We start from the raw sequence: 22,306 nt of genomic DNA on the forward strand, positions 1-22,306 counted from the left end.
CCGATGAAAAAGTTTTTCAGCCTGCTCGCGACCTTGCTGGTATTGGCTTTGGCGATCTGGATTGGCCGTACGCTGTGGGTGCACTACATGGAAACCCCATGGACCCGAGACGGCCGTGTGCGCGCCGATATCATCAACGTCGCGGCCGACGTCACCGGTGAGGTGGTCGACGTGCCGGTGCGTGACAACCAGTTGGTGAAGAAGGGCGACTTGCTGATGCAGATCGATCCCGAGCACTACCGCATTGCCGTCAAGCAGGCGCAATCGCTGGTGGCTTCGCGCAAAGCCACTTGGGAAATGCGCAAGGTCAACGCTCATCGGCGCGCCGATTTGGACGCCCTGGTGATCTCCAAGGAAAACCGCGACGACGCCAGCAACATCGCCGACTCAGCGCTGGCCGATTACCAACACGCGCTGGCGCAACTGGAAGCGGCCGAACTCAATTTGAAGCGCACGCAAGTGGTGGCGGCTGTTGATGGTTATGTCACCAACCTGAATGTGCATCGCGGTGACTATGCGCGTATCGGCGAAGCCAAGATGGCCGTGGTGGATATGAACTCGTTCTGGGTCTACGGCTTCTTTGAAGAAACCAAGCTGCCCCACGTCAAGGTCGGTGACAAAGCCGATATGCAGTTGATGAGCGGCGAGACCCTGAAGGGCCACGTGGAAAGCATCTCACGTGGTATCTACGACCGCGACAACCCCGAAAGCCGCGAGCTGATCGCCGACGTGAACCCGACCTTCAACTGGGTGCGGCTGGCCCAGCGGGTGCCGGTGCGGATTCACATCGATGAGGTGCCGGAAGGGGTGTTGTTGGCGGCGGGGATCACCTGTACCGTGATTGTGGACCAGACACAAAACTGAACCGGCGCTAAGCCTTAATAAACGTTTCATGCAAATGGCGCCACAGCAGCGCACCACTGGCCTGCTTTTCGAACACTACCGTGGCGCGGCGATCCGTGCGGGTGCCGCTGTCGTCGAGCTGATGTTCGCGATAGGTCACCGTGGCGCCACGTGCATGCCGATCGATGCCGGTCATTTCGCTCAAGGTGATCTTCAACCCTGGACGCATGCCGCCCAAACGCGTGAACAGGGCGTTGACCCCGGCGGCATTGACCCGTGTGCCGGTCGCCGGGGCAACCATGCTGAATTCCGGTGAGAAGCGAGCGAGCAAGGTCTGCAAGGTGCCCTCAGGCGCAACCCCGGCAAACCATTGCTCGATCTCCACGTGGGTCTGGATCACTTCTTCGAAAAAGTCGCTGTAATCAATCATCGGTGAGGCTCGCTGGCAGGGTGAAGCAGTGAGCGTACTCTGGATGCATCCAGGCGCAGCACTGCAAAAAGAGGCAGCAGGGTCAAGGCTGCCGCCATCGTGAAGGTTATGGCGAAAGAATCCAAGGCCGACAACAATGCACTCAGCGCTGCCGCGCCCAGGCAGAAGCTCACTTGGCGATTGATGTTCCACAGGGCGCTGGCGTGGCCCATGCGTTCGGCGGGGATATCCACAAAGGCCAGGGTCTGCGCGGTGCTGCTGCACAGGCTGCCACCCAACCCCATCAAGAGGTAGGCAGGGATGATCAGGGCTGGCGCGTTGAGCAACAATATGCCGACGCATTGCAGCGCCATGCCCGCCAGCAACAACGGCTTAGGGCCACAGCGGTTGAACAGTTGTTTGCTGAGGAAAATCGCCAGCGCCGACGCCAGGGCCCAGGGCAACATCAGCGCACCGGTTTGTGTCGCGTCATAGCCGAGTCCGCGCAAGTAGAGGATGGCGATAAGGCTGGTGCCGATGAATACGCCGGGGATGCACAGGTAGATCAGCATGGCGGTGCGCAACATCGGGCTGCGCACTTGTTGGAAAATACTGCCCACGTCCAGCTTCGGACGAAGCTTGGCCGTCACATCGGGCGTTATCCACAGCAGGGTTAGCAGCAAGGTAATCAACGCCAGGGGCAAGTTGGCGTAGAAGATCCAGCGCCACGACAGGCTGTCGACAATCAACCCGCCCAACGCCGGGGACAGCGCCGGCACCAGCAGTGCTACCGACATCACGCGCGCCGTCAATTGGCTGCGCTCAGCCGCAGGGAAATGCCGGTAAGCCATGCCCTGTCCCACCGGAATCAGCAAGCCGCCGCCCAGCCCCTGTAGGGCGCGCCAGCCGATCAGCGTTTCAATCGAACTCGCCTGGCCCACCATCACCGAAGCGCCGGCGAACAACAGCAGGCTGGCGGCGATCAAGGCTCTTTCGCCCATCAGCGCCGCCAGCCACACACTCAGTGGAATGATCACCGTCAGGCCGAGCAGGTAGGCGTTGCTGATCCATGCCAGTTGAGTGACCGAAGCCTGCAGTTCGCGGGCAATATCCGGGTAGGCGACTGTGGCGACAAACATGTTCACCAGGTCCAGGGCAAAGCCCAGCAAAAAGATCCAGGCGACTTTCGAGCGGTAGGTCATGAGCGCGATCCTGCGAATGAAGCGGGCAGGGTAGGCCGCGCATGCTGTTTGGGAAACGTCGGTTTGCCTGTTAGTTTGTCAAAAATATTTTGACAAAGGAGGGCGCCGCCGATGGTCAGCCTGGACCGATTCGACACTTTCAAGGCCGTGGTCGAGGCCGGCTCGCTTACCGCTGCCGCCGACTTGTTGGGCCAGACCCGCGCCGTGGTCAGCTTCAACCTCAAGCGCCTGGAAGCGGAGCTGGGCGTCACCCTGCTGACCCGTAACACCCGGCAACTGGCGCTCACCGATGCCGGCGAGCGTTTCTACGTGCGCTGCACACGCATGCTCGAAGAAGCACGGTTGGCGGTGGAAGAGGCGCGTTCGGAGCATGCCCAACTCAAAGGCACGCTGCGCATTACCACCACTGTGGAATACGCATTGGCCGTGGTTGCCCCGGCTGTCGAAGCCTTCCGCCGCCTGCATCCAGACCTGAACATCCACTTATCCACCTCCTCGACCCATGCAGACCTGATCTCCGAGCGTTTTGACGTGGCGATTCGGCTGGGACGCCTGCTGGATTCCAATCACCGTGCGGTGCAGTTGTCGTCGTTCGACGTGTTTGCCGTGGCGGCGCCATCGTTGGGCGGGGTGAGTACACTGGATGAATTGGAACAGTTGCCCAAGCTGGGACATGGCCGATTGACGGAGTTGCGCGTGACCGATCCCCAAGGCGGCGAACATCTCTATCGCCCCGGCCACGCGTCACTGGTCGCCGACAGCGCAGCCGTGCTCCAGGCCTTCGCCGTGCGCGGACATGGCGTGGCAGTGTTGCCGCAATGGCTGGTGAAGGACGATCTGGAGGCCGGGAGGCTGGTGCGCTTGTTGCCGGACCATCGTTTTGCCCCGCAAGGGGTCTACGCGATGTATCCGGACACTCGGCATTTGCCCCTGAAGGTGCGGGCGTTTATTGATTTCATGAAGGGTTAGAGCGAACCGGCCAGCCCGAAGCGCTTCTTCAACACCTTCTCCAGCAACCCCTTGGGCAACAACGCTGCCATCAACGGTAACGCGCGACTGCCATTGCCCGAACGCAGCAGGCGGGGCGGTTGTGGTTGTTGCACGGCCTTCAATACATCCGCCGCGAACACGTTGGCCGGCGTCGGCTTGTCCTGGGACGCCTGGCTGCGCGCCCGGATGCCATCGCGCAGCGGCCACCACGGCGACTGTTCATTGATCAACAGTTCGGCCTGGGCGCCGGCGTTTTTCGCAAAGCTCGTGTTGATCGCGCCGGGTTGCACTTCCATGACCCGCACGCCAAACGGTGCCAGTTCCATGCGCAGTGCGTCGCTCAAGGCATGCACGGCCGCTTTGGACGCGCAGTAGGCGCCGGCAAACGGGGTCACCAGCACACCGGAAACACTGCCGATGTTCACCACCACTCCCTTGCTGCGCCGCAGGGCCGGAAACAGCGCCTGGGTGACGCCGACGATGGAAAACACATTGGTCTCGAATTGGCGTTGCATCGCCTCGGTGCCGCCGTCGAGCAATGGGCCCATGGCGCCGTATCCAGCGTTGTTGACCAGCACATCCAGTTCGCCCAGTTGTTCGGCCAGCCGTTGCAGGGCGGCGCTGTCGTTGACGTCCAATTGCACCGCGTTAAAGCCTGCGGCCGACAAACCGGCGACGTCTTCCGCACGGCGGGCGCTGGCCCACACGCGGTAGCCTGTGGCCTTGAAAGCGTCAGCCAGGGCACGGCCGATGCCGCTGGAGCAACCGGTGATCAGTACGTTGGGCATGGATCGATCCTTCATCAGTCCGAGAAACTGCCTTGCAGGTGCTCGGCACGGAACTCCAGGGTTTGCGGGCGGTAGCCGGGGCGTAAAGGTGGGGTTGGCAAGCAATCGTCCCAGGTGCCGCCGGCTTGCAGTTCGCCAGGGCCGCGATAGCGTGGGGCGGCATAGACGTTGTCGGCCAGGTTGACCGAGTCGCCCGGTGCATAGGCGGCGACGCGCCAACGCAGCTCAGTGAGGGGCACATCGTTGCCATTGTTGAGGGTCAGTTTCAGCGGACGGTCCGCAGGGCATTCCTGGGGGGCATAGCTGATGCGCAGTTCCAGGCGTGCCAGTTGGGAGGCTTCGCGGTTATCCAGCCAGACGACCCAGATGGCTACGAAACCCAGGCCGACGGCGGCGGCCAACGATACCGGCAAGGCTTTGGCCGGGTAGCGCAGCAGCAGGATCAACCAGGTGATGATCAGTAGGACGCCGAAGAACATGAGGACGGTCTCGTATGCGGATAACCCATCCTACCTGCGCGATGGCCTGGATGCCTATGGCGAGTCTCTGTTTTCATGAGGGAACCGCACAATGCCTTTTCTCCACAAATCCAGCATAGGGACATGCAGATTGCCCAGGAGGGTATCAACCCCAGTCTGATCAAGTGAGACGAACTATGATTGCTTCAGCCGTGCTTATACCCGCTGCCACGTCAGCACTGTCGTCAGTGGCTTCCTCTCTTCTCACACCTCAATCTGCGCCAGCGCCGAGCAGCGCTGCAACATCGAATCAAGCGAACGTAAAGCATGACACTCAAGCGCAGCCCCGCATGCAAAGCCAACAATTGACCAACCTGGGGCAAACGCTGCTGCAAGGGGCTGCGACGCTTTTCCCCACAGCGTTACGTGGCGGCCCCGAAGAAAAGGCGAAGGGCGCTGGACTGATGGTGGGTGGGGCTGCCGCAGAAGGTCTTGGGAAAAGGTTTGGCATGAGTGGTGGTCTGTTGAGCAAAGCCGTTGGCGCCGGTTTGGTATATGGCGGCAGGGCTGCTCAGGAATTTGGCAAGAGCCGATACGACAGCGCGGACAGCACCACGAACAACACGGGTAACTACAACGCCTACTCCCCGTCGAATTGGGGGAGCAGGCCGGCGTCGTAACGGGCTGGCGGTGCAATAAAAAAGCCCCCGCCCAACCGGCTGCGGATAGGGGACGCAGTCGGCTGGACGGGGGCTTCTTTTACGACTGTTTTACTGCGCGATAGTTTTCACCGACACGCCACGTTCAACCGGCGTCGAGCGACCGTAGATATCTTCAAAGCGCTCGATGTCGTCTTCGCCCAAATAGCTGCCCGATTGCACTTCGATGATCTCCAACGGGATCTTGCCCGGGTTGCGCAGGCGATGCACCGAGGCGATCGGGATGTAGGTGGACTGGTTCTCGGTGAGCAGGAACACGTTCTCGTCACAGGTGACTTCAGCGGTGCCGCTGACCACGATCCAGTGTTCGGCGCGGTGGTGGTGCATCTGCAGCGACAGGCACGCGCCCGGCTTGACCGAGATGTGCTTGACCTGGAAACGCCCCCCCATGTCCACCGAGTCGTAGGAGCCCCACGGGCGATAGACTTCGCAGTGGTTCTGGGTTTCGCTGCGGCCCTGGTCGTTGAGGGTCGAGACCATCTGTTTGACGCCCTGGACCTTGTCCTTGTGGGCAATCATCATCGCGTCCTTGGTTTCCACCACCACGATGTTGTCCAGGCCGATCACCGACACCAGTTTGCCGTTGCCGTGGATCATGCAGTTGCGGCTGTCCTGGATCACCACGTCGCCTTTGCTGACGTTGCCGTGGACGTCTTTGTCGTTGACGGCCCACAGCGAGGCCCAGCAACCCACGTCGCTCCAACCGGCGCTCAGCGGCACCACGCAGGCGCGCTGGGTTTTTTCCATCACGGCGTAGTCGATGGAGTTGTCCGGGCAGCAGGCGAAGGTGGCCTCGTCGAAGGACACCGTGTCGGCGGTCTGTTCGCTGCGTTCAAGGGTCAGCAGGCAGGTGTCGTAGATGTCCGGGTCGTGCTTTTTCAGCTCTTCGAGGAAGCGGCTGGCGCGGAACAGGAACATACCGCTGTTCCAGAAGTAACCGCCGCTCTTGACGAACTCCATGGCGCGTTTTTCATTGGGTTTTTCCACGAACTGCTCGACGCGGCTCACGCCTTCGGGCAGCAGCGAATCGTTGGTGGACTTGATGTAGCCATAACCGGTTTCCGGACGGGTGGCCGGCACGCCGAACAGCACCATCTCGCCACGCTCGGCGGCCACGGTGGCCAGGGCCAGCGCACGCTGCAGGGCTTTCTGGTCGTCGATCACGTGGTCGGCGGGCAACACCAGCATCAGCTCGTCGCGGCCTTCATTGACCAGCATCATCGCGGTGAGGGCCACGGCCGGCGCGGTGTTGCGGCCGAACGGTTCCATCAGGATGCGCTGGCTTTCGAGCTTACGCGCGGCCAGTTGCTCGTTGACGATGAAGCGGTGGTCCTTGTTGCAGACCACGATTGGGGAGTCCATGCCTTCAAACACCAGGCGCTCCAGGGTTTGCTGGAACAGCGTGTGCTCGCCGGTCAGGGCCAGGAATTGTTTAGGGAACTGTTTACGCGAAAGCGGCCAAAGACGTGAGCCGCTACCACCGGAAAGGATGACTGGAATCATGGGTGTTTCTCCTTGAATCGATTTGGGTCAGAGCTACGAAGGTTTGTCGTTTCACTCTTGTTTTTGTCTCGGTCTCTGTGGGAGCGGGCTTGCTCGCGAAGGCATCAGCTCGGTGCATCTGACAAACCGAGTCGTCTGCATCGCGGGCAAGCCCGGCTCCCTCAGGGAAATAATCAGCGGGTCGACACCGGGCGTTTCACCCACACTGGCGACAGGCTCGAACCGGAACCGGTGACGTACAGCACCGCCGCTTCACCGCGTTCCAGGGCCACCGGCTTCACGTCGCCGACTTTTTTGTCGCCGTCATACAGCGCCAGGCTGACCTTCACCGGGTTGATTTCGCGCTCGCCACGGCCTTTGGCAGCGACTGCCTTGACCACGTCGGTCTTGCCGTCAGCGGTCTTCAAGGTCAGGGCCTTGTCGCTGAGGTTCTGCACGCGCACCAGGGACTTCTGCTTGTTCTTGAACGGTGGTTCCTCGATCAGCTGTGGCTGGCCGCTGCCGCTGTTGACCAGGGTGTAATAGTGGTCGGCGGCGAGTTTGACCGGCACGGTCTGGCTGCCGACCTTGGCGCTGTAGTCACCGCCGGGCATGAAGCTGAAATCACTGCTGGCCAGTGGTGCGACATCGCTCAGGTTGGTGGCGCCGACAGTGGCGCTGACTTCCTGATTGCTGGCGTTGTAGATCCGCACGAAGCTCGAACCTTTTGGCGCGGTAGGGCCGTAGAGGGCGGCGTCGCCACCGGCGAAGGCGGACATCGATACGAAGCTCAGGCCGGCTGCGATAGCCAGGGTTTTAGCGAGACGACGAGGAGTTGTAGTGAAAGTCATGTGAGTTACCTCTCTTTCAGTTTTGCGCCCGGTCGGGCGTCTCGGATTTTTGGTTTTTAACTGGGGTGTTCAGTGCCATGTTCTGTTGGCGCGAACCGGCTTGTTTAAGCTGCGCAACCCAGGATGGGTCGGCATCACCGATTTCGTTGTTCACGGGCAGATAACGTTCAGGAAACTCCCAGATCAGCACCTGGGGCGGTTTGTTCTTGAAGTCATCGCTTTTGAGGTAGCTGAGCATCGGCAGGATCGGGCCGTGGCCGTCTTCGGCGTAGCTGACCACGTCGCTGCCCAGGGCTTGCTTGAGGGCGCCGACGAAGTTCCAGTTGGGGTTGGCGCTGTAGCTGGTGCCCACCAGTGCCACCGGGGTTTCGCTGTCGCTGAACAGGGCATCGTCACCTTGGGTTTCGGCCAGGTGCGTGACGCGTTTTTCCAGCGGTTCTTTCGGCGGCATCAGGTTTTCGAACAGCGGGTCCAGGGGCAGGAACAGACGCAGGTCGCCTTTATGCGGCTCGGTCTTCTCGGCTTCGGTGATAAAACGCTGCGGCTCGCCGTGGAGCGGGGTCTTGTCGGCGATGGTCTTGGCCAACTGCTTGGCAGCGATTTCGGCACCGTCCGGTGTCCAGTGGGTGTCGGTGCGCAGGAACACTTGCTTGCCGCCGAGCTTGGCCTGTTGCAATGGGCCGAGCAGGTCCGGGGCGATGATCTTGTCGGCCGCGACACGGGCGTGGAAGTCCTGGTACAGGTTGGCGTGGATGCTGGCCGGTTTCACTTCACCCAAATGTTCCGGGTAAAGGCGCACCTTGGCTGGCACGATCGCCATCACCAGTTGAATGCCCTGGGCCTTGAGTTTCTGGCGCACGCCTTCGACCAGCGCGTAGTTGCCTTCAAGGTTCTGGTCTTCGTTGACGGCGGGGTTGAATTCCTCGTCGCTGTACAGCCAGTGATCGCGGCCCAGCACCACACCGGGACGGCCTTCATTGAACAGCTTGTAGTCCAGCGCCGCCCACAGGTTGGTGCCGATGCGCTTGATCGGGAACTCGTCGTCGTAGTGGGTCTCGACGGCTTTGGTCCAGCGACCGTTGAGCACGGTGGCGTCGGCATTGGTGCTGAAGCCGAAGAAACTGCGCAGCGACCAGGCGCCCAGGGCCAGCAGCAGCACCAGGAACAGGCCGATATAGAGGACGCGTAATGAACGGGTCATGGTCGGCTCCCTCAAAATTGGAAGTAAAGGAACGGCGAGAAACTCTGCGCCGACAGTTTGAGAATCGACGCCACGAACAGCAGCAGCACCGCAGCGCGCATCGCGTAGCGTGGCCAGTCAGCGGTCCAGTAGGCCGGTTGCACGGCGGCATCTTTGCCCACGGTGAAACCGGGTTCGTGGATGCTGCCTGGGTTGTCGCCCGGCACAGCCTTGATCAGGCTAGGGTCGGCCGGTTTGGTCTTCTCGGCAGGACGATTGGTGTAGAAGTCGCGCAGGCCGAAGAACGCCAGGGTTGCATACGCCACCACCAGGGTTGCCACTTGCAGGCCGGTGAGGTTGGCGCGGTTGAGTTCCGACAGCGACCACTCGCCAAAGCTGAACATCGCACCGTACATACGGCCGGCGACGTGCAGGTTCTCGGCGCGGAAGATCACCCAGCCCATCACCACCAGCAGGAAGGTGAAGGCCCAACGCACCGGGTTGAAGCTGCGCGGCGACGTGTTGAGGCCGATGGCTTTTTCAATCGCCAGCCACATGCCGTGCCATGCACCCCACACGATGTAAGTGATGTTCGCACCGTGCCACAGGCCGCCGAGCAGCATGGTCAGGAACAGGTTGCGGTAGGTGGTCAGCGTGCCTTTACGGTTGCCGCCCAGGGTGATGTACAGGTAGTCACGCAGCCAGGTGGACAAGCTGATGTGCCAGCGCCGCCAGAACTCGGTGATCGACTGGCTGATGTACGGCTGCTTGAAGTTCTCCATGAAACGGAAGCCCATCATCAAGCCCAGGCCGATGGCCATGTCGCTGTAGCCGGAGAAGTCGAAGTACAACTGCGCGGTATAGGCCAGCGCGCCGAGCCAGGCATCGCCCGTCGTCGGGTTTTGCAGGGCGAAGCAATGGTCGGCCACCACCGCCAGGGTGTCGGCGATGAAGACCTTCTTGATGAAACCCTGCATGAACCGCGTGCAGCCCTCGGAGAACTTGTCGAGGGTGTGGGTGCGGTTGTTGAACTGATCGGCCAGGTCGCGGAAACGCAACACCGGGCCGGCAATCAGGTGCGGGAAGATCGCCACGAACGCCGCAAAGTCGATCAGGTTGCGGGTTGCAGGGGTATCACCGCGATACACGTCGATGATGTAGCTGATGGACTCGAAGATGTAGAACGAGATCCCGATCGGCAGCAGCACGTGGGTGAGAATGAACGGCTCCAGGCCGGCCGACTTCATCATCACGTTGATGCTGTCGACGCCAAAGTTGGCGTACTTGAAGTAGCCGAGGATGCACAGGTCGACCACCACGCCCAGCAGCAGCCAGCGCTGGGCCGGCTTGGTGCGCACGCCTGCCGCACCGACCTTGAGGCCGATCCAGTAATTCCACAGCGTCACGGCGGCGAACAGCGCCAGGAAGTCCACTCGCCACCAGGCGTAGAACACGTAGCTGGCCAGTAGCAGCAGCAGGTTGCGATAGCGTTGCCCGCTCAAGTAGTACAAGCCGAGAAAGATCGGCAAGAACAGAAACAGGAACACATTGGACGAGAAAACCATCCCGATCTCTCCATGTTTAACCAACAGTCAAGGGCCAGAGCCCCCCCAAACCCCCCCACGATTTCGGGGGAGGGCTGTATTGCATTCTCACTGTCGAAACCGGCTCAAAAATGTGGGAGGGGGCTTGCCCCCGATGGCGGTGTAACAGTCGCCATCTGTGTTGAATGACACCCTGCTATCGGGGGCAAGCCCCCTCCCACATTTTTTACCGAGTTCGCTCAGGAACCTTTGTTGCCTTTTTCGTGCGCCGGGTCGTAGACCTTGGTCAGGTCACCCCCGAGGCGGAACGTCTTGAAAGGCTGCATCCCGTGCTTGCGCTCGATCACATCCGGCGCACAGGTGTAGAGGGTGCAGAACGGCTCAAGCCAGGCATATTTCATGTCTTCCTTGAGGTCTTTCATATCCTGCTCTTTGCCGTTCTTCTGTTCGAAGATCTCCGGATCCTTGACCCCGGCCAGCACTTTTTCGCCCAGGCGCTTGAGCGCGCTGTTGTTTTCCTGGCGCAGGTCCACACCGTTGACCAAGGCAAAGCTGGCGATCATCGACAGCGGCGGCAGGGCGTAGTTGTGGTACGACAGGGCGCGTTGCTGGCGCTTCAATTCGTTCGGCAGGAAGCCTTGGTCGTCGACCTGATTCGCGCCGACCTTGTATTCCTTCACGGCCCAGTCGAACAGGTCGCGACGGTTGGTGGCGACGGACGTTGCCATCACCGACCAGGCGGCCCAGTAAGAGTGGTTGTTGGTTTTTTCCAGCGGCAGGTTGTCCCAGTCGCTCACCACCTGGTCGGCCAGTTTGTTGAACCAGGCTTCGATCAGCTGCGATTCCTGCTGGTGGTTGGCCAGCGGGTGCGACTCGGAGAACTTCAAGCGCACATAGGCCGACGCCATGCTGCCCAGTGCCCATTTGCGCATGGACTTGCCGGTGTGGTTGAAGTCTTTGGACATCAACGCATCTGCCCGAGCCCATGTAGCCAGCCAGTTGAGCGTGCATTCCAGTTGTTCGGGCCGGCCATCGCGCATGAACTGCATCACCCGCTTGCTGGTGTCTTTTTCCAGCTTGGTGATGTCGGCGGTGCTGTCACGAAAGGCTTTTTCGGATTGCACATTCAGCGTGGAACGGGCCTTGTCCGAGCCTTCGTACTTGCTGCGAAATTGCAGCGAGCCGGTGTACGGCGCGGGCATGGCGTCGCAGTCATTCTTGAAGTCGCCGGTCTTGAACGCTTCAATCGGTGCGAAATAACCCTGGGGTGGACGCAGTGGGGCGGCGGCGTTGACTGAGCCGGCGAACATCGCCAGGCCGAGTAACGTGGGAATCAATAACTTCTGCATAAGTAACCTCATTGCCCAGTTGAGGCGGTCTGTTGACCACCGGCTGGGAATACGTTGCGTGTGCAAATTTTCGCTTCGACTTTCTGCGCGGCAGCGCCCGCTTCGGGACCCTGCACTTCCACGGCCAGCAAGTTCTGCGAGGCCCAGTCTTCATCGGTGCGCAGTTCAAAGGCGAAACGCCCGTCTGTATCGGATGTTTCGGGTTTTTCGATCTTGATGTCCTCGTGGCGCCCGTTCATGTACCAGAGGGTGGCTTGCAGGGTTTTCACCGACGGGTCGGCGAAGCGGATATCAACCTGGTGGTTGGCGTTGCGCAGGTCTTTATTCGAACTGTTAACCAGCAATTCGTTCTTGCCGGGCTTCAATGTCGTGCTGGCGGTCATCTGCGCGGTCTTGCCTTCGCAGCCGTTGTCCAGCAGCGCCATCATCTGGCGGTAGATGGTCTCCTGGTCCAGGCGATACAGCGGCGAGAATTCCCAGATCAGAATCTTTGGCGGGGTCTTCTGGAATTCTTCGCTGCCCAGGTACTGGATCATCGAGCCTTCCAGGCCACCGCCGGGGAAGGCGACGTTGAGGATGTCAGCACCGATTTCCTGCTCCAGGAAGCCGGCGAAGTTGTAGTTCTTGCCACTGTGACTGGTGCCCACCAGCGTGATCTGCGGGTTGCCCGAATCGCTGAACAGGTCGCCGTCGCCCGCTTCGCCCTTGGGCTCGGTGGAGAACTGATCCATGTACTGGATCGCGTAGCTGGTGCCACACAGTTGCCCGGCCATGTTGTGCAGGGTGCCGGTCTTGCCCATGCGTCCGGACACTTTGGTCTCGAATTCACGCTTGGGAATATCGGCAAATTCAGGCATTGCACGCACTTTGGCGCCGACGATTTTCGCCGTGCGCTGGGCACCATACGGGGTCCAGTGCTGGTCGCCACGGAAGTAGAAATCGTGGGCTGGCAGCTCATCCGGCAGTTGCTCGTTGGTCAACGGCGACAGGTCCGGCACCACGTAGCCCATCTTGGCGAAACGGCCGAGCATGGTCTTGTAGTTGGCCAGTGCCTTGTCGAAATCGAACTTGGCTTTTTCTTCCGGGTTGAGCTTGTTGCGGTTCACCAGGCCACGGGTCGGCTGGTAGACCACCACCAGTTCCACGCCCTTGGCCTTGAACGCATCGTGCAGCTGTTGCATGCGCTTGTAGCCGGACGGGGTGGTATCGAATTCGGTGCGCAGGTCTTCCTGGGTCCGGAACAACCAGTCGCCCTGGGCTTGCACCAGGGTGGTGAAGTTCTGCTGGTAGCGCGTGGTGTAGTTGCGCGCATCGTGGGCGGCCGGACACAGGCTGCAGCACGGCTCGGCGGTGAAGGTCGGTGCCTTGACTTCGTCGGCGCGCACGCCCTGGCTGGCCGCGAGCAGGCCGAGGGTCAGACCCGAGAGGCTCAACAGTTTGATCATGTGTGGGTGCATAAGGGTCATCCTCAGTCCTGCAATTCGGTCTGGCGTTCGACAGGGTCGATCAGCACGGCTTTCTGCTGGCGTACCAGCAGGTCGAGAATCTCTTCCTGGCGATCGCCCAGCACGCCGTTGAAGCTGATGCCGCTGGATTTGGTCGGCGCCAGCATCGACACGCGGTACAGCTCCACGCTCAACGGCGAGTCGATGGACAGCGGCCCGCTGCCGTTACCCGCCAGTTCACCACCGACCACGATCAGCGAGACCTTGGCGTCGAACGGGTCGAGGGCGATGTCGCGGTCGGTGTCGGTCAAGTCCTTGATGTGGCCGTAAAGCCCGGTCAGGCCGTTGGCCATCGAGGTGTTTTCGTACAGCTTGATGTTCACGCTGTTACGCACGCGAATACCGTGGCGACGGTTGGCAATCACTTTGTTGCCCCACAGCAGGTTGTCGCCGCTCTCATAGAGGGTGATGCCGTCGGTGTGGTTACGGTAGAACTCGTTGTCGGCCACGATGTTGTTGACGCTGTTACGGTCGAGTACCAGGCCGGAGAGCTTGTTGTCGTAGCTGCGGTTGTTGAAGATGAAGCTGTCGTTCACTTCCCGGGAAATGATGATGCCGTGCTTCTTCTTGGTGCCGTAGACGGTGTTGTCCGCGATGATCAGACCGTGGGAACGGTCGTGGGGGTCAATGCCGTAGACGATGTTGTCTTTGTAGGTATTGCCCTTGATCACGAAGTTCGTGGTCTCGTAGCAGTAGAAGCCGTACCACATGTCCGAGAACTCGGAGTTGATGATCCAGCCGGTCGGCTCTGGACGCTTGAGCACCTTGGCCATGTTCGGCGTGTACTGGGAAATACTCACCCCGTACGACTTACTGTTGGCGTAGCCGAAACTGGCCATCTTGGTGTTGGAGATGTAAGTCTCGGTGCCGCCCCACGCCAGTAGAAACGGACGGAATTCCTTTGGCGACTTGAACAGCGCCGGGCCGTTGGCTTTTTCGCTCCAGCCGGTGACTTTGGTGTCACGCACAAACAGCTGGCCGTCGTTGATCAGGAACGAACCGCCTTCCTGGGACAGGCGCAACTCCTGGGTTTTCTTGTCGATTTCCAGGATGCCCTTGCGACCGACCACGATTGGCAACTTGGCCAGGAATACACCCGGCGATGTCTCGCTCAGGTACTGTTTGGGCACCTTGCCCAGCAAGTCCTTGAGGTTCATGTAGCCGTCGTCGACAAAGATCGCCTGGGGAATGCCGTGCTGGCGCACCACCCATTCGGCCATCTTGTTGTCACCGCCGATGAAGTCCTTAAGGGCATCTTCCTGCATCATGCGGCGGATGCTGATCTTGCCTGGCTTGGCGCGCACGATCTTTTTTTCCATCGCCGCGTCGGTATAGCCCGACAGGTCCGGCAGGGCCGGCTTGGCCATTTCCAGCGGCGCGGTCGGCGGGCTGGAGATGGTGTAGGTCTTGGCCTGTTGCAGCTCTTTGGCGATGGTCGGCGCTTTAGCCTGCGGCGCGACATCGGCCATGGCAGCAGCGCTGGCCAGCAGCATCGCTGCCGCCAACATGGCCGAGCCTTTGAGGGCTTGAGGGTTCATTGCGCAGGCTCCCATCAGAACTTCCAGATCACGTCGACAAAGGCGCGATGCATGTACGAGTCAACCTGGCTGCCATAGGCGTCGCCCGGCTTGAACACACCTGCACGGAAACGCACCAGGGCCGATGGCTCGTCGATCGACTGGCTGAGCGCAGCCGGCAACAGGCCGGTCTTGAAGTACTTGGTGACTACCAGGTCCATCTCCTGGCCCAGGTCTTTCTTGCCGTCTTCAAGCGGCAGGGAAGTGCTGGACAGGATCGCGCCGGTCACGTCATCGGTGTTGTTCTGTACGGCATCGATGCCGTTGCTGCCCACCGGCTTGTTACCGTCGACGCGCCAGAACTTGTGGTACACCAGGCTGGCGTCGTAGTCCTCGCGCAGCTGCCAGGAGCCGAACAGGCTCATGGACTGCATGTTGTTCATCTCGCCACGGAAGGCTTCGCCGAAGCGGTGCACGCGGGACTGGGTGCCGGTCCAGTTCGAACGGTTGCTTTGCAGGCCGTTCTGCTCGTACTCGGCGCTGGCGCGGGAGTAGGCCGCACCGACTTGCCACTGTGGGTCCAGGCGCAGGCGGATACCCAGGTCGGTGGCCCAGCCATTCACGTCATCGCTGCGCTTGGCCGTGGTCGGACGGGTGCCGTCGGCGTTCAAGGCGTTGACCGTGTCGCGGTCGCCCTGCATACCGGTGATGCTCGCCCAATAGTTGACGGTGTTGGTGTTGCGCCAGTTGTAGGCGTCGCTGTTGGCTTCGATGCCGAGCCAGGTCAGGTCGCCGTTCTCGCGCTTGTCCAGCGAGTCAGTGGCGACGCCCGGTTCCGGGTAGTCCAGCTTGCCGTCGTCATGGGTGTGGTGAGCGCGCAGGCCGATCCACTGGCCTGGCGTCCACTGGTAGGCGGCGTCGGCGTAGAGGTGCTGACGGTCCTTATCCTTGGGCGACAGTTCCTTGAGGTCGGTGCGGTATTCGCTGAAGCGTTCAGCGACGCCGACGTTGGCCTTGAGCAAGGTGGTGTCGAAGGTCCAGTTCAGCGCTTCGATGTTGGTGTCGCGCCATTGGCCGTCGTCATTGCGCAGGCGTTGGCGGCCCAACTTGAGGATCTCGCCGGGGTAAGGCGTGAAGCCGCTGTAGCCGACCCAGAACTCACGCATGGCCAAGTAGTTTTTCTTGGTTTTGCGGTCGTTGTTGGTGGTCTGCTGGTTTTCGTCATCCGCCGACTGTTGCAGCGTGTCGGTCTCGATGATGTCGCTCGATACCACCGCCTGGCCCATGGCATAGGCGCTCCACGCGCCGCTTTCACCGTAGATCCACGGGCGCAGGTCGAGGCCGATACCGTTGACGTCGCCGCCTTTCTGCGTGCCGAGGTCGCGGTCATCTTCGGACTGGGCGGTGGCTTTGACTTCCAGGCCGAAGTTTTTGGCTTCGGTCAGCGCGGCCAGGGTAGGGCACGACCACAGCAGGGCGAAGGTCAGGCCGATGCCGGCCTTGACGAATGGGTTGAGCTTCATAGGGATTCCTCGCCGTCTTCTTCTTCCAGGGCGTGCAGTTGCAGCGTGCTCTGAGCCAGGGTGCCGCGGGCGGCCAGTTCCTGTTGCACCAGGCGTTGGCCTTGGGCGCGTTGCTCCGGAGTCAGTGGGGTTTCCAGCTGCGTGGCCAAGTCATTGGCCTCTGGCGTGTCTTGGGCTTTAGCCAACTGGCTGAAGACATAGGCATTCAATGGGTCGGGCTTGGTGCCCTTGCCTTGGGAAAACAATTGGGCAATCGCGAAATCGGCGCTGTTCTGGCCATTGCGCGCAGCGGTCAGCAAGTGGTCCAGGGCTTTTTGCGGGTAAACCTTGCCCAGGTAGCCACGGCGATAGATCTGGCCGAGGTAGTAATCGGCGGCCACTTCCTTGCCCACGGCTTTTTCGAAGTGTGCTTCGGCGGCCTTGGCGTCGGCGGGCACCCACTTGCCTTCGTAGTAGAGCTTGCCCAGCAACAGCTCGGCGCGCGGTTGGTCGGCGGCGCGGCCGTTGTCCAGGTACTTCATCATCTGGTCGACATCGCCCAGTTCGGGGAAGTCGTAGAGCAGTTGTGCCAGGCTGACCCACGAAGCCGGGTAGCCGGGGGCGATTTTTTCCAGCAGCGCCTGGGCGGTTTTTTCGTCGGTCTTGCCAAGCGATGCGTCACCCAATACACGGGCTACGCTGTCGACGCGCTGTGCAGTGACGGTGCCACGGCTGTAGCCGGCTTCCATCTGCTTGAGCAGCTCGGCCTGCTTTTCCGGCTCGGCTTTTTTCTGGTAAACCGTGGCCAACTCGACGTAGCAGATATCGGTGGTATTCAGCGCGGCCTTGCAGATGCGCTCCACGTCATCCAGATGCTGGTCGTAAGTGTCCTGAGTGCGATACAGCAGCACTTGGGCGAGGCCGGCTTCCGGGTAACCGGCGGCCTGCCATTTGCTGATCTGCTGCTGGGCATTCACATTCGGGAAGCTGTGCGGGTATTGCAGGTACAGCATCGCCAGTGGAATCAGGGTGTTGCCTTCGCCATTGGCAAAGGCTTTTTTCAGCAGGCCTTCGGCTTCATGGTGTTCGGCTTCGGTGCTGCCAGGCTTGGCCACCAGCAGGCGACCGAGACGGGCCTGGGCGCGGGGCGAAGTGTCCGCCGCGGCGCGGTAGGTGGCTTCAGCCTGTTTGATTTGCGCCGGATCGCGGGTGCCGACCTGGATGTCAGCCAGGCCCACCTGGGCCTCGCTGTAACCCAGGTCTGCCAGTTGCTGGTAATTCTGCTGGGCGGTGACGGTGTCGCCACGTTTCAACGCTTCGTTAGCCAGGCGTTGGTCGGGCAGGCCGGCGCAACCGGCGAGGCTGACTGCAACAGCTAGCAACGCCGCAGTACCCATGTGGGAGCGGGCTTGTTCGCGAAGGGGCCCTGTCAGTTGATGCATGTGCTGGCTGACACACTGCTTTCGCGAGCAAGCCCGCTCCCACAGGGATTGCGGTGTTTTTGAGAAAGTCGTCACAGGCATGTCCTCGCTTACAGACCGTGGGCCATGGCTTTATCGATCAGCCAGTTCAGGGACGGGCCACGGTCGCTGGTCACTTCCACCGGGCGACCGGCGTAGGTGCTGTCCAGCGGTGCGTCAGGCTTGATCTGCACGCGAATGTCGGAGGACAGGTCGGCGCTGTTCAGGCTGGTGCTGCTGACGATGGTGCCGGTACGGATCTGTTCTTCGTCGGCCACCTGGAAGCTCACCGGTGTACCTGGGCGAACGTCGGCGAACTGGCGATAGGTGAAGCGCGCTTCAACATTGGCGAGGCTGCCGCGCGGCACCAGTTGGAAGATCACATCACCTTTGTTGGCGTACTGACCGTCCGCGACCATTTGCTGGGCCACCACGCAATCGCAGGGCGACGTCAGGGTGCCGGTCATTTGCTTGCCGAACAGCTCTTCAACCTTGGCCGGTTGCAGTTGGTCTTCGTCCAGGTGACCCTTGAGCACGTCCAGCATGCTGGTGCTGAAGGTCGCCAATGGCGCGCCTTTGGCAGCGATCCCGTCACCCTTGAGCAGGCTTTGCACAGTGCCGTCGCGCGGCATGGTCACGTTCATGCCGGGTACGTTGACCAGGCCTGCCTGGGCGTGGCTGACGAAGTACATGCCGTAGATCGACTTGAAGACAAAACCGAACGCGGCGAGGCCGACCAGGAAGATCGCCAGGCTGAACGTCACGGCGCGCAGGCGGCCGAAGGCGCTCATGTTGCTGCCGCCGTCCTTGACCTTGCGCGCCTTGGTGAAGTTGTCGCGTTGCAGGGTCGCCAGCACGTCGCCCATGGTCACGATGTCACCGGACAGGTGCGAGGTGATCAGATGGCGCAGGGTGGAAATGTCCTGAGCGTCGAGGTTCTGGAACTGGCAACCGGTACGGCCGCTCTGGCGATCGTAGGAGCGGATCTGCAACTCCACATCCATGGCCAGGCCGAGGTTGTCGATGACGAATTGCAGGCGACCCTTGTGCACTTCCCCCACGGTCAGCGGCTGCGTGGCGGTGAACGCCAGGCCGCCGGCCGACAGGTCGATGACCCGTGCTTCGGTCTGGGTGCGGTCGGTGTTGAAGAAGCGCAGCTTGGCCGGGATTTTTACCCGGGCATGTTGGCGCTGGGCTTCGGATTCGTGGACAACGTTGGCGTTTACTTGGCTGTTCATGACGGTGTAATTCCTTGGTTAATTCAGGCTTGGCAGGGTCAGACCATCATCAGCAACACGGCGACGAAAATGCTGCCGGCGGAGAAGGTCATGGTCCGAGACGACCAGGTGTTGAACCAACGTTGAAAGCTGGCCAAATCGCGGGTCAGTTTGGTGTCCTGGCGGGTCCAGGACTGTTGATCAAGGCGGAAGAACACGTAGATCTTCACCAGCGCGCCCATGATCTGGTTGTAATAGAGAATCACCGGGTACGCCGGGCCGATCTTGTGGCCGGAGCACGACAGCAGCAGGGTCAGAATCAGACGGGTGATGCCGATCCACAGCAGGTACGCGAGGATGAACGCGCCGCCGTACTTGAAGGTGGCGATAATTGCCACGGTCAGGCCGAGCAGGGAGGTCCACATCGAGACGCGCTGGTCGAACAACACGATGCTGGTGAACAGGCCCAACCGACGCATACCCAGGCCCAGGGCACGGGAGTTCTGGCGCAGGTTGTTGCCGTACCAGCGGAACATCAGTTTGCGGCTGGCCTTGATGAAGCTCTTTTCCGGCGGGTGTTCCACGGTGTGGATCGCCGCGTCCGGCACGTAGAACGTGTCGTAGCCCAGGCGCATCAGGCTGAACCAGCTGGACTTGTCATCACCGGTCAGGAACTTGAAGCGGCCCAGGCGCCAGTGTTGCAGCGAGTCGCTTTCCACGTCGGCGATAAAGCCCGGGTCGGTCACTACACTGGCGCGGAACACTGACATACGACCGGTCATGGTCAGTACGCGCTTGGACAGGGCCATGGAGCACATGTTGATGTGGCGCTGGGCGAAGCGCAGCTTGTGCCACTCGCTCATGATGTAGCCGCCGCGCACTTCGCAGAACTCGTTGGTGGTCAGGCCGCCGACATTGTCGAACAGCTGGAACCACGGCACGGTTTTGCGTACCACGCCTTCGGCGAGCACGGTGTCGCCATCGATCACCGCAACCACTGCGCGGTCATCCGGCAGGTGGCGGGAGATGGCGCGGAAACCGAAGGCCAGGCCGTCGCGCTTGCCGGTACCGGCGATACGCACAAAATCGAGCTTCACGTGTTCCGGCGGGTTCATGCGTTCCCACAGGCTTTTCACCAGCAGCTCATCGGACATTTCCACCAGCGAGCAGACCACGGTGGTGGGAAAGCCACATTCGATGGCTTCACGGATCACCGAGCTGTAGACCTGCGCGGTGGTCAGCGCATCGATACGGAAACTGGTGACCATCAGGAACACATGGGATGGGTCGGCAGCTTTGCCCAGCTTGCGCACTTTACGGCGCAGGTGTGGGTAGACCACGTAGAGAAACAGCATGCCGCGAAAGAAATGCGTAGCACCCATCGAGTAGCGCCAGATGCCGACGGCGCCAATCAGGAAAATAAAATTCTTCGACTCGGAGTCGAACGTACTCGCCGGCAAAAGCAGGGCGAGTCCCATCAGCAGGCTCAGAAAGAACAGCCAGCCGGCGGATTGGAGCAGTACGTGTTTTAACTTGGACATAAGCGTCATCCGAAGGTGAAGAAGGCTCCAGGCTGCAAGCGCTGGGGATGGGTACGCTTGCAGCCCGGAACTTGCCGTTGCTCTTACCAGCAAATACCTTCGGTGCGGCTACCGGCGCTGGTGGCATTGGCCATGAAGCCCACCAGGTCGATCACTTGCTTGCCGTGCGGTGCGTTATGCGCCAGGGCACGGAACTTCTCATCGCGGTTGCCCAGGATGATCACGTCGGAGTTGTTGATCACGTCGTCGAAGTCCGAGTTGAGCAGGGACGACACGTGCGGGATCTTGCCTTCGATGTAGTCTTTGTTCGCGCCGTGGACACGGGCGTACTCGACGTTGCTGTCGTAGATGCTCAGATCGAAGCCTTTGCCGATCAGCATTTCGGCCAGCTCCACCAATGGGCTTTCGCGCAGGTCATCGGTGCCGGCCTTGAAGCTCAGGCCCAGCAGCGCGACTTTGCGTTTATCGTGGCTGGAAACGATGTCGAAGGCGTTCTGTACCTGGGATTCGTTGCTGCGCATCAGCGAGTTGAGCAGTGGTGCTTCCACATCCAGGGAACTGGCGCGGTAGGTGAGGGCACGCACGTCTTTAGGCAGGCACGAACCACCGAAGGCGAAGCCAGGGCGCATGTAGTACTGGGACAGGTTGAGGGTCTTGTCCTGGCAAACCACTTCCATCACTTCGCGACCGTCGACGCCGACGGCCTTGGCAATGTTGCCGATCTCGTTGGCGAAGGTCACTTTGGTGGCGTGCCACACGTTGCAGGTGTACTTGATCATCTCGGCAACGGCGATGTCCTTGCGGATGATCGGTGCATCGAGTTCTTCGTACAGCGACTGCAGGACATCGCCGGAGGCTTTGTCGAATTCGCCAATGACCGTCATCGGTGGCAGGTCGTAGTCGGCGATGGCGGTGGATTCACGCAGGAATTCCGGGTTGACCGCGACACCGAAGTCGACGCCGGCTTTTTTGCCGGAGCAGTCTTCAAGGATCGGGATTACCACGTTGGCCACGGTGCCCGGCAGTACGGTGCTGCGCACGACCACGGTGTGGCGGGTGGCTTTGTCACGCAGGACCAGGCCGATTTCGCGGCATACCGCTTCGATGTAGTCCAGTTCCAGATCGCCGTTTTTCTTGCTCGGCGTACCGACGCAAATCATCGACAGGTCGGTATCACGGATGGCTTCGGCGAAGTTGGTCGTGCCGCGTAGTCGGCCGGTTTCGATACCCTGGCTCAACAACTCGCCCAGACCCGGTTCAACGATTGGCGATTTGCCGGCATTGATCAGGTCAATCTTGTCCTTGGAGATGTCTACGCCAACCACTTCGTGGCCACGGGCAGACAGGCAACCGGCACATACTGCGCCAACGTAACCGAGACCAAATATGCTGATGCGCATCGCATTTACCTCTTTGTCATTGAAGACTGTATTAATCATGCCAATTAATGGCCGGAGTTCATGTTTGCAAGCGTCACTGATGCCACGAAAGTTGGGCGAATAGACGCCGACTTACCGCGTACAGGCATGTTAATTAGTGAGTGACTAACTATTGCACTCAAGTTGTGCGCAACTTGGCCTTGTTATTGGGGCTTGCCCTGAAATGCAGCCGGCCTTCCTGGTGGAAGGTGCCGACGCCAGTGCCTCAGGGTGCAGATAGAAGCTTTAAGCCTTTAACTATCAACACCTTGGGTGTCATCACTGACACATTTGGGTAAGCGCTCCCTTGGCCTATAGGGGATAGCAATTC

General features: G+C 60.7%; 19 protein-coding genes. 3 read left to right on the forward strand and 16 right to left on the reverse strand.

Going from position 1 to position 22,306, the window contains the following annotated elements; genetic code table 11:
* Positions 1 to 3 precede the first annotated feature (3 nt).
* Entirely contained in the window at positions 4 to 864 is an 861-nt protein-coding gene (locus BMZ57_RS07440) for an efflux RND transporter periplasmic adaptor subunit (RefSeq protein WP_021491861.1), read from the forward strand.
* A 7-nt stretch (positions 865 to 871) separates the two neighbouring features.
* Here BMZ57_RS07440 and BMZ57_RS07445 read toward each other — a convergent pair whose 3' ends face one another.
* Both BMZ57_RS07445 and BMZ57_RS07450 read right to left on the reverse strand, forming a co-directional pair.
* On the reverse strand, positions 872 to 1,273 hold the full coding sequence (locus BMZ57_RS07445) for a hypothetical protein (RefSeq protein ID WP_010212999.1): 402 nt from the start codon (positions 1,271 to 1,273) through the stop codon (positions 872 to 874).
* Positions 1,270 to 2,454 carry an MFS transporter gene (locus tag BMZ57_RS07450; RefSeq protein WP_069672389.1) on the reverse strand — a complete coding sequence of 395 codons (1,185 nt, stop codon included), beginning with the start codon at positions 2,452 to 2,454 and terminating at the stop codon, positions 1,270 to 1,272. Before BMZ57_RS07450 ends, BMZ57_RS07445 begins: the two co-directional genes overlap by 4 nt.
* A 111-nt stretch (positions 2,455 to 2,565) precedes the next feature.
* Between BMZ57_RS07450 and BMZ57_RS07455 the strand changes: the two genes are divergently transcribed.
* Positions 2,566 to 3,423 carry a LysR family transcriptional regulator gene (locus BMZ57_RS07455; RefSeq protein ID WP_010212994.1) on the forward strand — a complete coding sequence of 286 codons (858 nt, stop codon included), beginning with the start codon at positions 2,566 to 2,568 and terminating at the stop codon, positions 3,421 to 3,423.
* On the opposite strand, the gene BMZ57_RS07460 is transcribed toward BMZ57_RS07455, so the two are convergent.
* Both BMZ57_RS07460 and BMZ57_RS07465 read right to left on the reverse strand, forming a co-directional pair.
* On the reverse strand, positions 3,420 to 4,232 hold the full coding sequence (locus BMZ57_RS07460; RefSeq protein WP_010212993.1) for an SDR family oxidoreductase: 813 nt from the start codon (positions 4,230 to 4,232) through the stop codon (positions 3,420 to 3,422). The genes BMZ57_RS07455 and BMZ57_RS07460 overlap by 4 nt on opposite strands.
* A gap of 14 nt (positions 4,233 to 4,246) precedes the next feature.
* Entirely contained in the window at positions 4,247 to 4,711 is a 465-nt protein-coding gene (locus tag BMZ57_RS07465; protein ID WP_010212990.1) for a hypothetical protein, read from the reverse strand.
* Positions 4,712 to 5,040: 329 nt separating this feature from the next.
* Between BMZ57_RS07465 and BMZ57_RS07470 the strand changes: the two genes are divergently transcribed.
* On the forward strand, positions 5,041 to 5,370 hold the full coding sequence (locus BMZ57_RS07470) for a hypothetical protein (protein WP_010212989.1): 330 nt from the start codon (positions 5,041 to 5,043) through the stop codon (positions 5,368 to 5,370).
* Positions 5,371 to 5,460: 90 nt separating this feature from the next.
* Here the strand turns inward: BMZ57_RS07470 and BMZ57_RS07475 are convergent, their stop codons facing one another.
* The 12 genes from BMZ57_RS07475 to BMZ57_RS07535 all read right to left on the reverse strand — a co-directional run bounded on the left by BMZ57_RS07475 (position 5,461) and on the right by BMZ57_RS07535 (position 21,957).
* Positions 5,461 to 6,912 (reverse strand): mannose-1-phosphate guanylyltransferase/mannose-6-phosphate isomerase, encoded by a 1,452-nt coding sequence (locus BMZ57_RS07475; protein ID WP_010212986.1) that lies wholly within the window; start codon positions 6,910 to 6,912, stop codon positions 5,461 to 5,463.
* A gap of 173 nt (positions 6,913 to 7,085) precedes the next feature.
* Entirely contained in the window at positions 7,086 to 7,742 is a 657-nt protein-coding gene (locus BMZ57_RS07480) for an alginate O-acetyltransferase AlgF (protein WP_021491856.1), read from the reverse strand.
* A 16-nt stretch (positions 7,743 to 7,758) separates the two neighbouring features.
* Entirely contained in the window at positions 7,759 to 8,943 is a 1,185-nt protein-coding gene (locus BMZ57_RS07485; protein WP_042571679.1) for an alginate O-acetyltransferase, read from the reverse strand.
* Positions 8,944 to 8,954: 11 nt separating this feature from the next.
* A complete protein-coding gene (locus BMZ57_RS07490; RefSeq protein ID WP_010212981.1) occupies positions 8,955 to 10,487 on the reverse strand; it encodes an MBOAT family O-acyltransferase in 1,533 nt (510 codons plus the stop codon).
* A gap of 218 nt (positions 10,488 to 10,705) precedes the next feature.
* A complete protein-coding gene (locus BMZ57_RS07495) occupies positions 10,706 to 11,815 on the reverse strand; it encodes a mannuronate-specific alginate lyase (protein WP_010212979.1) in 1,110 nt (369 codons plus the stop codon).
* Positions 11,816 to 11,823: 8 nt separating this feature from the next.
* The gene (locus tag BMZ57_RS07500) at positions 11,824 to 13,272 is read right to left on the reverse strand and encodes an alginate O-acetyltransferase (protein WP_010212978.1); all 1,449 of its coding nucleotides are present in this window, start codon (positions 13,270 to 13,272) and stop codon (positions 11,824 to 11,826) included.
* Between the two features lie 11 nt (positions 13,273 to 13,283).
* Complete coding sequence (algG, locus tag BMZ57_RS07505) at positions 13,284 to 14,873, reverse strand: mannuronan 5-epimerase AlgG (RefSeq protein ID WP_029529241.1); 1,590 nt, start codon at positions 14,871 to 14,873, stop codon at positions 13,284 to 13,286.
* Positions 14,873 to 16,360, reverse strand: coding sequence for an alginate export family protein (locus tag BMZ57_RS07510; RefSeq protein ID WP_010212974.1), 1,488 nt, complete (start codon positions 16,358 to 16,360; stop codon positions 14,873 to 14,875). Before BMZ57_RS07510 ends, algG begins: the two co-directional genes overlap by 1 nt.
* Positions 16,357 to 17,781: an alginate biosynthesis TPR repeat lipoprotein AlgK gene (gene algK, locus BMZ57_RS07515; protein WP_422393848.1), complete on the reverse strand. Its 1,425-nt coding sequence runs from the start codon at positions 17,779 to 17,781 to the stop codon at positions 16,357 to 16,359. Before algK ends, BMZ57_RS07510 begins: the two co-directional genes overlap by 4 nt.
* An 89-nt stretch (positions 17,782 to 17,870) precedes the next feature.
* Positions 17,871 to 19,037, reverse strand: a complete 1,167-nt coding sequence (locus BMZ57_RS07520) for an alginate biosynthesis protein Alg44 (protein WP_010212971.1) — start codon at positions 19,035 to 19,037, stop codon at positions 17,871 to 17,873.
* A 38-nt stretch (positions 19,038 to 19,075) separates the two neighbouring features.
* Positions 19,076 to 20,557 carry a mannuronan synthase gene (gene alg8 / locus BMZ57_RS07530; RefSeq protein WP_032882964.1) on the reverse strand — a complete coding sequence of 494 codons (1,482 nt, stop codon included), beginning with the start codon at positions 20,555 to 20,557 and terminating at the stop codon, positions 19,076 to 19,078.
* Positions 20,558 to 20,640: 83 nt separating this feature from the next.
* Positions 20,641 to 21,957, reverse strand: coding sequence for a nucleotide sugar dehydrogenase (locus tag BMZ57_RS07535; protein ID WP_010212967.1), 1,317 nt, complete (start codon positions 21,955 to 21,957; stop codon positions 20,641 to 20,643).
* Between the last annotated feature and the right edge of the window lie 349 nt (positions 21,958 to 22,306).

Source organism: Pseudomonas simiae (assembly GCF_900111895.1).
In the GTDB taxonomy this organism is placed as follows: Bacteria; Pseudomonadota; Gammaproteobacteria; order Pseudomonadales; family Pseudomonadaceae; genus Aquipseudomonas; species Aquipseudomonas simiae.